The organism is Plantibacter elymi (nom. nud.) (assembly GCF_900177795.1).
Lineage (GTDB): Bacteria > Actinomycetota > Actinomycetes > Actinomycetales > Microbacteriaceae > Plantibacter > Plantibacter elymi.
This window is the reverse complement of sequence record NZ_FXWJ01000001.1, coordinates 647,986-658,691: the sequence shown is the minus strand read 5'-3', so window position 1 is coordinate 658,691 and position 10,706 is coordinate 647,986. Positions and strand designations below refer to the sequence as shown.

Genomic DNA, 10,706 nt, shown 5'->3' with positions numbered 1-10,706 from the left:
ACTACTCGGGCCCGACCGTGAACGGGGCATAGCCGGGAGCCAGCTCCGTGACGCGAAGGTCGGAGAACACCAGGCTGATGTCGTGTGCGTTCGACATCAGGCGAAGCTCATGGAACGGGATTCCCACGGACGTCGACCAGGATCGTGCGATCTCCGAGTCGGGCATCAGTTCGAACCCCGGATAGAGGCCCTGTTCTCTGACACCCCAGACGTACCCGTCAAGGTCCGAGCCGAGCTCGAGCAGTCGGTCGTCCAACGAACGCGCCCAGAGGTCCGGCGGAAGCACCGTCGACACGTCGGCCTGCACGCAGTTGACGAAGAGATAGCGCAGGGACCTCATCGGAATGCCCGTACTCGGAGCGGCGACGATCTGGACGATCATCTCGTAGTCGCGCATGTACTCCGTGAAGCCGTGGAACACCACCGCCTGGTCGAACGCGTCGTCGAAGGCCGCTTGCATCTCACTGATCTCCACGGCAGGCAGCGTATCGGAGTGCACCCTCGGGCCGTGTACGAGGCAGCCCTTTCCGGGTGCACCTCTCCCGTTCATCGAGGCAGCGTGACCTGAGTGCCCTTCGACAAGCTCAGGGACCGAGTCTTTCCGGGCACACATCCCCCGCAGACCGAGGCGCCTCGACCTGAGTGCCCTTCGACAAGCTCAGGGACCGGGTCTTTCCGGGCACACATCCCCCGCAGACCGAGGCGCCTCGACCCGAGTGCCCTTCGACAAGCTCAGGGACCGAGTCTTTCCGGGCACACATCCCCCGCAGACCGAGGCGCCTCGACCCGAGTGCCCTTCGACAAGCTCAGGGACCGAGTCTTTCCGGGCACACATCTTCCGGTCACTGAGCCTGTCGAAGTGCCCACGAAGGTGCCTCACCGTTGCGGGCTCACATCCCCCGGTCACTGAGCCTGTCGAAGTGCCCACGAGGAACCCTTCGACAGGCTCAGTGTCCGGTGCTGGTCAGAACGGTGCGGGATCCGGTTCGGTCCGGTGGCGTTTCCCGTCGGGTGTTGTCCACTCGAGCACCCCGCCCGGCCCGTGGTCGAGGTTCCACCCGGGAAGATGCTTCATCCGGTGGTGATGTCGGCAGAGGCAGGCGAGGTTCCCGACATCTGTCGTCCCGCCGTCGTCCCAGGCGACCGAGTGGTCGAGGTCACACGCTCTGGCGCGTCTCCCGCAGCCCGGTGCCCGACAAGTGCCGTCCCGCAGGCGGACCGCGCGTTGCAGGTCGGCGGGGACCCGGTACTGGTTGCGCACGACGGAGAGGACGGTGCCGGTTTCCGGCTGGACGAGGATCCGGGCGAAGCTGGGGGCGTTCACCGCGATACGTGCCGCGGTCTCCGGGTCGATCGGGCCGTACCCGTCGAGCGTCGCCGGGGCGTCGCTGACGCCGGCCATGCTCAGCGCCGGGACCGTGATCTGTACGGTCGGCCTGATGTGCTCCTGCACTTCGACCGGGTGCGGGAGCACCGGGCTCGACATGACGTCGTCAGGGGTCACACCGGTGAGGGCCAGGGCTGCGAGGGCGTCCGCCTGCAACTGAGCGCACGTCCGGGTGTCGCCAGCTGCGCGAGATTCCGAGGCCGCTGCTTCGACCCGCTCGATGATGCCCTGCGCGATGGGCGCCGTGGTGAACAGGTGCACCCACGCCATGCCGTCGGCTGCGGGCTCGAATTCGACGCGGCGGTCGGCCTCGGAACGCTTGGCGCGTGCGGTGATCGATTCCGGATGGAGCCGTTCGCGCAGGACGCGGGCGCGGTGCCGAAGTTCTGCGTCGGTGGTCTGCTCGGCAACCGGGAGCACCTTCGCCAGGAACACCGCGCGACCTTCGGTGGGGACGTCGCGGAGTTGGTCGGTGATCGTCTTCGCATGCCGAGCCGAGATACGACCCGCCTCGAGCGATGCGAGGACGGACGGGGCGTGATTGACGAGCGCCTCGGCGTCGTTCGTCGCGCGCTGAACCGACTGTTCGGTCGTGTGGGTCGCCATCGCGAGGGCCGCGCAGGTGGAGCGACGAGACAGTGCCCGACGCTCCGCCGGCGGGAAGATCGCTGGGACCGTCGCGTCCGCGAGTGCGTCGGCGTAGGCGGCGGAACGGGCGAGGAGGCGAGCCTCTCGCCCATCGAGCGCAGCGCGCAGCCGTTTGATCTCCGCGTACTCGTCCGAGAACGCCGCCAGCTGCGCGGCGTATTCATCGCCGGCGCGGACTGCGGTGAGGGTGGTCTCGGTCATGGGACAAGTCCACCATGGACCACTGACATTCCAGATGCCGAGTCGGACCGACTTCGGGAGATTCTCCGCGTGCCCTTCGACAGGCTCAGGGACCGGTGGAAGTTCGCCGGATTCGCGGGGTTCTCCGTGTGCCCTTCGACAAGCTCAGGGACCGGTGGAGGTTGCTCAGGGACCGGAGGAGGTTGATCAGGGACCGGAGGAGGTTGCTCAGGGACCGGCGGAGGTTGCTCAGGGACCGGAGGAAGGTGCGGCGGAGTCGCGACCGGGGCGACGGGCAGACCCCTGACGGTCACTGAGCTTGTCGAAGTGCCCCCGAAGGACTCCGAGATCGAGGACGACTCCATCCCGCGGCCCTCGGTAGGGATCGCAGGGGGTGCGGCGGAATCGCGACGTTCCGTAGGCTTGACGGGTGAAGCTCATCGCCACCGTCCGCGACCGCGCGACCATCACCACCGAAGCCTCCGCACCGGACGTCGCCGCCTTGCGCGCCGCCGTCCTCGCCTCCACCCCGCCCGGGCACGCCCTCGCCGGGCTGCACGGCGGCGGTCGGGTGAACGGCGACCTCGTGGGCACCGCGGTGTTCCGGCCGACAGCCACCCGCACCATCGAGGCCGAGGGTCGCGACTACCCGAGTGCCCGCAAGGCCCTGGAGGCGCTCGTGCCGGAGGAGCAGGTCGTCCTCTCAGTCCACGCCGTGGACCAGTAGGACTCGACGGCACGAGCGCCCCGCGCGCTCAGCAGCAGCGGGAGCCCGGCGTCCGGTCCTGCTCAGCGAAGCGCTCCCGCCAGAAGGTGCGCTCGTCGGGGACCGGTGCGTCGGGATGGACGCGACGCTGGTGCTCCACATAGGTGGCGTAGGCGGTGTCACCCATGAGCGAAGTGACGAACCACCGCACCGACGCCCAACCCCGCCGTAAGCCGGCCATCAGTGCCCCGACCGCGCGGGTCGCTTGTCGGCGTCCACGGTCGACCACTCGCGCTCGAGCGCCTTCTCCGCCTTCGTGGCGATGAGCCCCGACGGCGCGTACCGTCGCGACGGCAGTGCCGGATCCTCCGAGCTCGGCCCACCGCCCGAGCGGAACGACCGCACGGTATGGAGGATCGCGAAGAAGATGACGATGATCGCGAGGGTCACGAACAGGATCGAGAGCACTCCCTGCACGGTGGTGTTCCGCACGACCGCCTCCATCGCCGCCCGCGTCGGTGCGTTGCCGAAGCTGTCCTCGCCCGCCGCCAGCGCCTCACGGAACGCCGCGTTCTGCGCCCAGTAGCCGACGGCCGGCACGGGCGAGAAGATCTTGAACATCGACGCGGTGATCGTCACCACGGCGGTGAAGGCCAGCGGGACGGCGACGATCCACAGCCAGCGGAAGTTCCCGCGTTTCGCCACGATCGCCATGCACACGGCGAGCGCGATGGCGGCGAGCAGCTGGTTCGCGATGCCGAACAACGGGAAGAGGGTGTTGATGCCGCCGAGCGGGTCGGTGACGCCCATGATGAGGATCGCTCCCCACGCCGCCACCATCACCGCGGTGCAGATCCATGCTCCGACCCGCCAGTCGGGGTCGCGGAACTTGGGGATGATGTTGCCGAAGGTGTCCTGCAGCATGAAGCGCGCCACGCGCGTCCCGGCGTCGACCGCGGTGAGGATGAACAGCGCCTCGAACATGATCGCGAAGTGGTACCAGAACGACATGAGCGACGTGCCGCCGATGAGTTGCTGCATGATGTGCGCGAGGCCGAGGGCGAGCGTCGGCGCGCCGCCGGTGCGGGAGACGATCGACTCCTCCCCCACGTTCGCCGCGGTCTGGGTCAGCACGTCGGGCGTGAGGTTCACCCCGGCGAGGCCGAGCGAGTTCACGAAGGCGACCGCCCCCTCGACGGTGCCGCCCGTGGCAGCTGCGGAGGAGTTCATCGCGAAGTAGATGCCGCGGTCGATCGACAGTGCCGCGACGAGGGCCATGATCGCGACGAACGACTCCATGAGCATGCCGCCGTATCCGATGAAGCGGGTCTGGCGCTCCTTCTCGATCAGCTTCGGCGTGGTGCCCGAGGCGATGAGCGCGTGGAAGCCGGAGAGGGCGCCGCACGCGATCGTGACGAAGAGGAACGGGAACAGCGAGCCGCTCACGACCGGGCCGGCGTCGCCACCGGCGAACTCGCTGAACGCCGGGACCGTAATCTCCGGGCGGACGAGGACGATCGCTCCCGCGAGCATGACGATCGTGCCGATCTTCATGAACGTGGAGAGGTAGTCGCGTGGTGCCAGGAGCAGCCACACCGGCAGAATGGCGGCGACGAAGCCGTAGACGATGATCCCGACGGCGATGACCGTGCGGTCGAGGGTGAACGCCGCAGCGCCCCACTCCGTCTCGGCGACCCAGCCGCCGGCGACGATCGCGAACATGAGCAGGATGAAGCCGATGATCGAGATCTCGGTGATCTTGCCCGGCCGGATGAAGCGCAGGTAGACGCCCATGAAGAGTGCGATCGGGATCGTCATCGAAACGCTGAAGACACCCCACGGGCTCTCGCCGAGCGCGTTGACGACGACGAGGGCGAGGATGGCGACGATGATGACCATGATCGCGAGCGTCGCGATGATCGCCGCCGTCCCGCCGATCACGCCGAGTTCGTCGCGCGCCATCTGGCCGAGGGAGCGGCCGCCACGGCGCATCGAGAAGAAGAGGACGAGGTAGTCCTGCACGGCACCCGCCAGGATCACGCCGATGATGATCCAGATGGTGCCGGGCAGGTAGCCCATCTGTGCCGCGAGCACCGGGCCGACCAGTGGACCGGCACCGGCGATCGCCGCGAAGTGGTGGCCGTACAGCACCCGGCGGTCGGTGGGGACGAAGTCCTTGCCGTTGGCCAGGTACTCGGCCGGGGTCGCCCGTCGGTCGTCGGGGCGCAGCAGCTTGCGTTCGATGAGTTTCGAGTAGAAGCGGTAGGCGATGAGGTAGGTGCAGACCGCAGCGAAGACGAACCAGATCGCGTTGACCGTCTCACCCCGGACGAGGGCGAGCATCGTCCAGGCCAGACCACCGAGCAGGGCGATGGCGACCCACAGGATCACCTTCGCCGGGGTCCATCTCGGAGCGAGGTCGGCCTCGTCGACCGCCGTGGGCGGCAGCTCCGGATCCTGCACCAGGACGGGTTCCGCCTCCCCGCCACCCGCGGGCTGTAGCGCTCCGTCCCGCTTCGATCCTGCGCGTGCTCGGTCCTGTCGTCCGGCGTCGTTGCCCATGACGATTCCTCCCTCAACGGTGGTGTTCGTGCGTCGAGGCTAACAGCGTCGCGGCGGCGGGCGCTCGCGGGGTCGGGGTCAGACGCGGAAGGTGGTGCCCCGGACGACCAGGTCGGGTGCGAGCTGGACCGATGAGACGCGGGCGTGCTCACCCGAGAGCCGACCGAGCAGGAGATCGAGCGCCGCGTACCCGGACTCCTCGAACGGCTGGCGGACGGTCGTGAGGTCGAGCGCCGACGCCAGCGGTCCGTCGTCGTAGCCGACGAGCGAGCGCCCCTCGGGCAGGTGCGCGCCCGCGACCCGGAACGCCCGGTGCGCGGCAGCAGCCAGCTCATCGTGGTTGGCGACCACGGCGGTCGCTTCCGGGTCTGCCCGGAACGCCCGCTCCAGCGCGGCACCGACGGCTTCGACGAGGTCTGTCGCGGCGACGTCGGCCACGGCCTCGGAGACGGAGAGCAGGTGACCGAAGCCGCGCGCCCGCAGCATGCCGGCCGACACGTACTCCTCGGAGCGTTGCGGTTCGTGGAGGAACACCACCCGTTCGTGTCCGAGTTCCGCCAGGTGTCGGGCGATGAGTTCACCACCCCGTTCGTCGTCGATGAGGACGGAGGGCAGCCCGAGCCGTCGCTGTGCGCCGTCCGGGACGTCGACGAGGACGACGGGCGGGCCAGGGAGCGCCTTCGACTCCAACGCGGCCGGTGACAGCGGCACGCCCATCACCACGATGCCGTCGATCCCCGCTCGCATGGGCAGCGCGTCGAGGACGGGACTGTCGCTCCCGGCCGCCGAGGGGAGGTCGTGCACGACGATCTCGACGGAGTCCATCGCGGCGCGCTCCATGATCCCGGACAGTCGTCGGTAGTAGGAGGCGTAGCTGGAGAACGGTGCAGCGACGGCGATCCGCTGAGCGCCGCTCGCGGCGGCACCACCTCGGTAGCCGAGCTCCGTCGCTGCGGCGATGACCGATCGTCGTGTCGCTTCGTTCACCCGCTGCGGGTGGTTGATGGCCAGGGAGACGGTGGAGATGCTCACGCCGGCACGCTTGGCCACCGCGTAGATCGTCGCCTTCTGCGGTCGCTCGTCCATGGCGCACCTCCTCCGACGATCCTAGCTCGTGAAAAGTTCTTTGATCGAAGTTCTTCGATAGCGGATACTCGAACCGGACACGGCATCGATGCCGGGATCGGAGGAACACCATGGCTCGGAGCAAGCCCACCGTCGACGCGTTCGTCACGGCGGTCTCGGGGCGTCTGGCAGCACTGCAGCAGACGCCCGAGCCGAAGGATCCCGTCGGGCGGCGGGCGCACGCGGCCGCCTTCGACCGGGTGTCCTCCGAGGCGCTCGGCACCGAGACCCTCGTGGCAGCGACTGAGGACCACACCGTCCACGTGCCCGGCCACCCGGACGCACGGCTCCGCGTCTACTGGCCCGACCAGCAGCGACTCCCCGCCCTGGCCGACGGTGCGTCCGGTGGTCGGCCCGTCCTCGTGTACTTCTTCGGCGGTGGCTTCACGATCGCCGGGATCGACTGGATCGGTTGGGATGCGGGGTTCCGTCGTCGCGCCAGGGAGGCCGGCGTCATCATCGTCGCCGGCGAGTACTCCTTGGCCCCGGAGGTCCGGTACCCCGCACAACCGGAGCAGTGCTGGTCCGTGTTCGAGTGGGCGGCCGAGCATGCGCGTTCACTCGGCGGCGACCCCGATCGACTCGCGATCGGCGGTGCATCATCGGGCGGGAACCTCGCCGCCGCCGTGACCCTCATGAACCGCGACCGCGCCAAGCGACCGATCCGGCTGCAGCTGCTCGAGGCTCCAGCGCTCGACCTGACGCGCGGACACCTCGACGCCCGTGGGATCACGCAGGTGCCGGGTGCCATCCTGCGTCGCCTCGCGCGCCAGCTCGTGCTGCAGTACCTGGGGCCGGATCGGGCGACGCAGCGCAAACCGTACGCGTCGCCACTCCTCGCGACCGACCACCGGGGTCTGCCACCGGCCGTCATCTACACGGCGGAGATGGACCCGCTCCGCGGAGACGGCGAGGCCTACGCCCGCGTGCTGAGCGAGGCCGGCGTGCCGGTGAGCTGCGTCCGGTACATCGGGCAGACGCACACCTCCGGCGGGCTGACCGGTCACGTCCCTGCCGCAGACCACCTGCATCGCGACGTCATCACGACCCTGCGGACGCTCCACGAGGAGCCGACGAGCTACGGTGCGCCGCTCCGCGAGCCGGCGGAGGCCTCGCGGTGACGTCCGTCGGGGAGCTGCAACTGGATCCGGGCATCCTCGCCTGGGCTGCGCGGATCGAGCAGCACGCGGAGCAGCTGCCGGCACTCCGCTCCTCGGACCTGGCGCTCCGTCGGCAGGCGGCGCGGCGGCTCTCCGACCTCCTGGCGGAGGAGTTCACCGAACCCGCGCCACCGTCGGTCGAGATCACCACGAGCTGGATCGACGGACCGGCGGGCCCGCTCGAGCTCCGCCGGTACCGCCCGGCGGGACTCCCATCTCCGGCGCCGACCCAACTCGCGCTGCACGGCGGTGGCTTCACATCCGGCACCGTCCACGAGCTCCTGAACGACCGACTCCTCGCCGCCCGGGCCCTCGCCGCCGGGATCCAGGTCGTCGCACTCGGGTACCGGCTCGCACCCGAGCACCCCTATCCGGCCGCCGTCGACGACACCATCCACGCCCTGCGGGCCCTGACCACCGAAGCGGGCCCGAGTCGTTTCGACGTCGACCCCGGCCGCCTGGGCATCGCGGGCAACTCGGCGGGCGGCGGGATCGCGGCGAGCGCCGTCCTCCACCTGCGTGACGCGAGCGACCTCCAGCTCGTCCATCAGGCGCTCGAGGTCCCCGCGGTGTCGCTGACCCCATCGGGCGACTCCGCCACCCGGTACGCGCGCGGGTTCGGACTGGACGACGCGGAGGCACTCGTGCCCCTCTACCTCGGCGGTCCGCGTGCGGCGGACGCCTATGCCTCCCCGCTCGAGGCCGACGACCTCTCGGGCCTGCCGCCCACGCAGATCCAGGTCGCCGAGCACGACCCGCTCCGCGACGCGGGTCTGGCGTACGGACGCCGACTCGTGAAGGCGGGGGTCTCGACGATGACGTGGATCGGGCGCGGCCACGTCCATGCGTCGGGTGGTCTCACGGCCGTCATGGCGGGGGCGAGGGAGTGGCAGGCGGTCCAGGCCACCGCGCTCCGTGAGGCCTACGGGACGAACCTGCTCGCGCCCGAACCGACCCAGCCGAGGAGACGATGATGTCAGCTCACACCCCACCCACCGGTCCGTCCACGGGGCCCGCCGAGCCGGAGCCGCGCATCGGTGACGCCATCCCCGTCGCGGCGGTCGATCCGGACGCCGTCCCCGGGTCACCGCAGGCGCGCGGCTTCCTGCCGCTGTTCGTCCTGGCCTGGTTCGGGGTCACGCTGGCGCTCGGCACCATCAGCGGCGCGTCGATCCCGAAGGCCCTCGCCTTCCTCGACGATGCGACCAAAGGGACGAACCTCTCGATCGTCGCGGCGGTGGGTGGTGTCGTCATCATGATCATCACGCCGCTGTTCGGCCGGCTGTCCGACCGGTCGCGTTCGCGCTTCGGGATGCGGCGGCCGTGGATGCTCGGCGGCGCGGTCGTGGCGCTCGGTGGGGTCGCGATCCTGGCGACGGGTGACAGCCTCGCGGTGACGATCCTGGGGTGGAGCATCGTGCAGCTCGGCTTCGGGGCGACGAACATGGCGGTGCACGCGCTGCTCGCCGATCAGATCCCGGCGCGGATCCGGGCGCGCGTCGCGGCCGCCGCCAGCGTCTCGGGCGGGCTCGCCCTGATCGTCGGTGCGCAGATCGTCGCCGCCCTCCCCAATGAGGCGCGGTGGACCTGGTTCGTCGTGCCGGGCCTGATCGGAGGCGTGCTGAGCACCGCGCTCGTGTTCGGGCTCCGCGACATCGTGCGGACGGTCCCTGCTCCGCCGTTGCGCGTGGCCGACATCCTGTCCACCTACTGGCTGAACCCCGTGCGCTACCGCGACTTCTTCTGGGCGTGGGCCTGCCGGCTGCTCGTGACGATGTCGATCGTCTCGGTGTCGATCTACCTGCTGTTCTTCATCATCGACCAGTTGGGCATCCCGAAGGAGCAGGCCTCGGGTGTCCAGGCGAACGCGCTGATCATCTTCACGGTCGGGAACATCGTCATGACGGTCCTGTTCGGCTGGATCTCCGACCGGACCGGGCGACGGAAGCCGATCGTGCTCGTCTCCAGCCTCCTCAGCGCCGTCGGGCTCGGGGTCGCGATCATCTCCCCCGACGTCACCGTGTTCCTCGTCGGCATCTTCATCGTCGGAGCAGCGCAGGGGGCCTATGTGTCCGTCGACATCGCCCTCATGACGGAGGTGTTGCCGTCGTTCGACGAGGCCGGCAAGGACCTCGGCATCGTCTCGCTCTCCTATCAACTCCCGCAGCTGCTCGTGCCGATCGTCGCCGTCCCGTTGCTCGCGCTCGGTGGCGGGGAGAACTATCACGCGCTGTATCTCGCGGCGATCGTGTTCGCCGTCCTGGGCGGACTCGCCGTGCTACCGATCAGGTCCGTGCGATGAGACCGGCACCTGCACGGTCAACGGATTGCAGGGGTTGGTTCCGGGGTGGTTTCCAGGTGAAGCCCACCCGGGGCGCAGGACCCGGAGTGACACTGGACCATACCCGACCTCTGACCACCGGATCCCCATGACCCTGCCGTTCCCAGCTTCGCCCGACGACACCCTGCAGCGGCGACCGCTCCGCGAGGCGCTCGCCGAGGCCGTGCTGCAAGACTTCATCGACGACCTGCCGGTCCCCCTGCGACCGACCGACCTCGCGACCCGGCTCCTCTACCCGCGCTGGCAGGTGTACTCGGACATCCACGAAGGCAGACTCGTCGCCGAACGGGTCCGGAACAACAAACGGTTGTTGAAGATCGACGTCGAGCGGAACCGGGCATGGATCGCTCGCGGGCTCGCCACCCGTCGGGCTCGCGCCGGGTCCGCCGTGGGCGAGGCGGGCCCAGAGTCACCCGTCTCAGTCGTCATCGTGGATCCCGAGGCCCTCGCGCAGCTGGACACCCTCACGGCGACCGGCTTGAGCGTGCGGGAGGCGGTCGAGCTTGCGCTCACCGCCCTCGGTTCACGCGGGGCGGGCACCGCCCCCACGACGCCCGACATCGACTCACGTGGCCGACAGGTGCGGGCGGGCTGACG

At 69.7% G+C, this 10,706-nt stretch carries 10 protein-coding genes; 5 read left to right on the top strand and 5 right to left on the bottom strand.

The features are described from left to right. Window position 1: 1 nt before the first annotated feature. Complete coding sequence (locus CCK91_RS03175) at window positions 2–475, bottom strand: YxiG-like protein (RefSeq protein WP_207568171.1); 474 nt, start codon at window positions 473–475, stop codon at window positions 2–4. Between the two features lie 489 nt (window positions 476–964). After that, a complete protein-coding gene (locus CCK91_RS03170) occupies window positions 965–2,236 on the bottom strand; it encodes an HNH endonuclease signature motif containing protein (protein WP_086472825.1) in 1,272 nt (423 codons plus the stop codon). Window positions 2,237–2,645: 409 nt separating this feature from the next. Between CCK91_RS03170 and CCK91_RS03165 the strand changes: the two genes are divergently transcribed. Further along, window positions 2,646–2,942 carry a hypothetical protein gene (locus CCK91_RS03165; protein WP_079704698.1) on the top strand — a complete coding sequence of 99 codons (297 nt, stop codon included), beginning with the start codon at window positions 2,646–2,648 and terminating at the stop codon, window positions 2,940–2,942. 28 nt (window positions 2,943–2,970) lie between these two features. Here CCK91_RS03165 and CCK91_RS03160 read toward each other — a convergent pair whose 3' ends face one another. The 3 genes from CCK91_RS03160 to CCK91_RS03150 form a co-directional block, all read right to left on the bottom strand. Beyond that, a complete protein-coding gene (locus CCK91_RS03160; RefSeq protein WP_086472824.1) occupies window positions 2,971–3,162 on the bottom strand; it encodes a YbdD/YjiX family protein in 192 nt (63 codons plus the stop codon). Then, window positions 3,162–5,483 (bottom strand): carbon starvation CstA family protein, encoded by a 2,322-nt coding sequence (locus CCK91_RS03155; protein WP_086472823.1) that lies wholly within the window; start codon window positions 5,481–5,483, stop codon window positions 3,162–3,164. The genes CCK91_RS03160 and CCK91_RS03155 overlap by 1 nt, the downstream gene beginning before the upstream one ends. 78 nt (window positions 5,484–5,561) lie before the next feature. Continuing rightward, window positions 5,562–6,569 (bottom strand): LacI family DNA-binding transcriptional regulator, encoded by a 1,008-nt coding sequence (locus CCK91_RS03150; protein WP_086472822.1) that lies wholly within the window; start codon window positions 6,567–6,569, stop codon window positions 5,562–5,564. A gap of 110 nt (window positions 6,570–6,679) precedes the next feature. Here CCK91_RS03150 and CCK91_RS03145 point away from each other — a divergent pair, with 110 nt between their 5' ends. The 4 genes from CCK91_RS03145 to CCK91_RS03130 all read left to right on the top strand — a co-directional run bounded on the left by CCK91_RS03145 (window position 6,680) and on the right by CCK91_RS03130 (window position 10,704). Continuing rightward, a complete protein-coding gene (locus CCK91_RS03145) occupies window positions 6,680–7,729 on the top strand; it encodes an alpha/beta hydrolase (RefSeq protein ID WP_086472821.1) in 1,050 nt (349 codons plus the stop codon). After that, the gene (locus tag CCK91_RS03140; protein ID WP_086472820.1) at window positions 7,726–8,742 is read left to right on the top strand and encodes an alpha/beta hydrolase; all 1,017 of its coding nucleotides are present in this window, start codon (window positions 7,726–7,728) and stop codon (window positions 8,740–8,742) included. The genes CCK91_RS03145 and CCK91_RS03140 overlap by 4 nt, the downstream gene beginning before the upstream one ends. Continuing rightward, on the top strand, window positions 8,742–10,070 hold the full coding sequence (locus tag CCK91_RS03135) for an MFS transporter (protein WP_165766973.1): 1,329 nt from the start codon (window positions 8,742–8,744) through the stop codon (window positions 10,068–10,070). Before CCK91_RS03140 ends, CCK91_RS03135 begins: the two co-directional genes overlap by 1 nt. A gap of 127 nt (window positions 10,071–10,197) precedes the next feature. Further along, window positions 10,198–10,704 carry a hypothetical protein gene (locus CCK91_RS03130; protein WP_086472818.1) on the top strand — a complete coding sequence of 169 codons (507 nt, stop codon included), beginning with the start codon at window positions 10,198–10,200 and terminating at the stop codon, window positions 10,702–10,704. Window positions 10,705–10,706: the final 2 nt, after the last annotated feature.

Coding starts and splice junctions, on each gene's coding strand:
- CCK91_RS03150 (WP_086472822.1), bottom strand. CDS start 6,569: ATGGACGAGCGACCGCAGAAGGCGACGATCTACGCGGTGGCCAAGCGT.
- CCK91_RS03155 (WP_086472823.1), bottom strand. CDS start 5,483: ATGGGCAACGACGCCGGACGACAGGACCGAGCACGCGCAGGATCGAAG.
- CCK91_RS03135 (WP_165766973.1), top strand. CDS start 8,742: ATGTCAGCTCACACCCCACCCACCGGTCCGTCCACGGGGCCCGCCGAG.
- CCK91_RS03170 (WP_086472825.1), bottom strand. CDS start 2,236: ATGACCGAGACCACCCTCACCGCAGTCCGCGCCGGCGATGAATACGCC.
- CCK91_RS03160 (WP_086472824.1), bottom strand. CDS start 3,162: ATGGCCGGCTTACGGCGGGGTTGGGCGTCGGTGCGGTGGTTCGTCACT.
- CCK91_RS03130 (WP_086472818.1), top strand. CDS start 10,198: ATGACCCTGCCGTTCCCAGCTTCGCCCGACGACACCCTGCAGCGGCGA.
- CCK91_RS03145 (WP_086472821.1), top strand. CDS start 6,680: ATGGCTCGGAGCAAGCCCACCGTCGACGCGTTCGTCACGGCGGTCTCG.